Below are 865 nucleotides of genomic sequence, written 5' to 3' on the forward strand. Positions count from 1 at the left end.
AGCGGCCCGACCGGCCCGCCGGGGCCCGACCGCCGCCGCCACAGCAGCCGCCCGCGCCGGTCCGCGGGGGGCCGAGTCGTGGGGCTGGTGGGCTGCCTCGGCGCGGGGAGCGTCATCGGAGCGGGAGACTGCGTCGGCGGGCACGGGACATCCGCCGACGGCCCGACCGCAGCCTTCGGCACCCGCGCCCACGGTGGTGAGCCCGCCCCCATCTCCCCCGCCCATCCCGTCCCGGAGCCGCGCATCCGTCCCCGGAACATCCATCCGCCCCTGGAACCGCGCATCGTTCCCGCGTCCCCGGAACCGTCCATCCGGCCCCGGCCCCGGGCATCCGTCCCGGACCGCAGCACCGCAGCACCACGCGCCGTCGGCCTCGGCGTCGGCCTCGGCGTCGGCGAGCCCTTCTTGCCGAGTTGGCCTGCGCGGCGCCGACCGTCGCGTACCGCCTGTGCGGAATCGCGTCGTTAGAGTAGAGCGCCCTCTTTCTCTAGATTCGCACGGGGTGTCCACGACACCACACCGTGTTTCGCGGCGGCCGTCCGACCTGCGGCGCCGGGATCGTGGGGTAGCACAGACGACTCACTCACCGGACGGGACGAGGCTGGTCGTGGCTGCGGGTGACCGACGGCTGTCGACGGCCGGGGTGAGGTCGACGACGAGCAGGGAGCCGCTGGGCGACGCGACCGGGGTGTCACTCGGACCGCGGGTGTCACTCGGACCGTGGGTGTCCGGCTCCTGCCGGTCCTGCGGTTGCCGGTCCTGCGGTGCCCTGGGCGCGACGGCGGCGGCGGGAGCCGGCGGCAGGTGCGCCTCGAAGCCGGCTGCGGGCCCGGCGGATCCCTCCGGACGTCCCGCGGTCGAGGTC

The 865-nt window shown here is 76.1% G+C and carries 1 pseudogene; it reads right to left on the minus strand.

Annotated features, from left to right (window positions below):
• Positions 1 to 579 precede the first annotated feature (579 nt).
• Positions 580 to 865, minus strand: a pseudogene (locus ND748_RS32975) (hypothetical protein); the annotation flags it as partial.

This window comes from Frankia sp. AiPs1, assembly GCF_023716945.1.
In the GTDB taxonomy this organism is placed as follows: domain Bacteria; phylum Actinomycetota; class Actinomycetes; order Frankiales; family Frankiaceae; genus Frankia.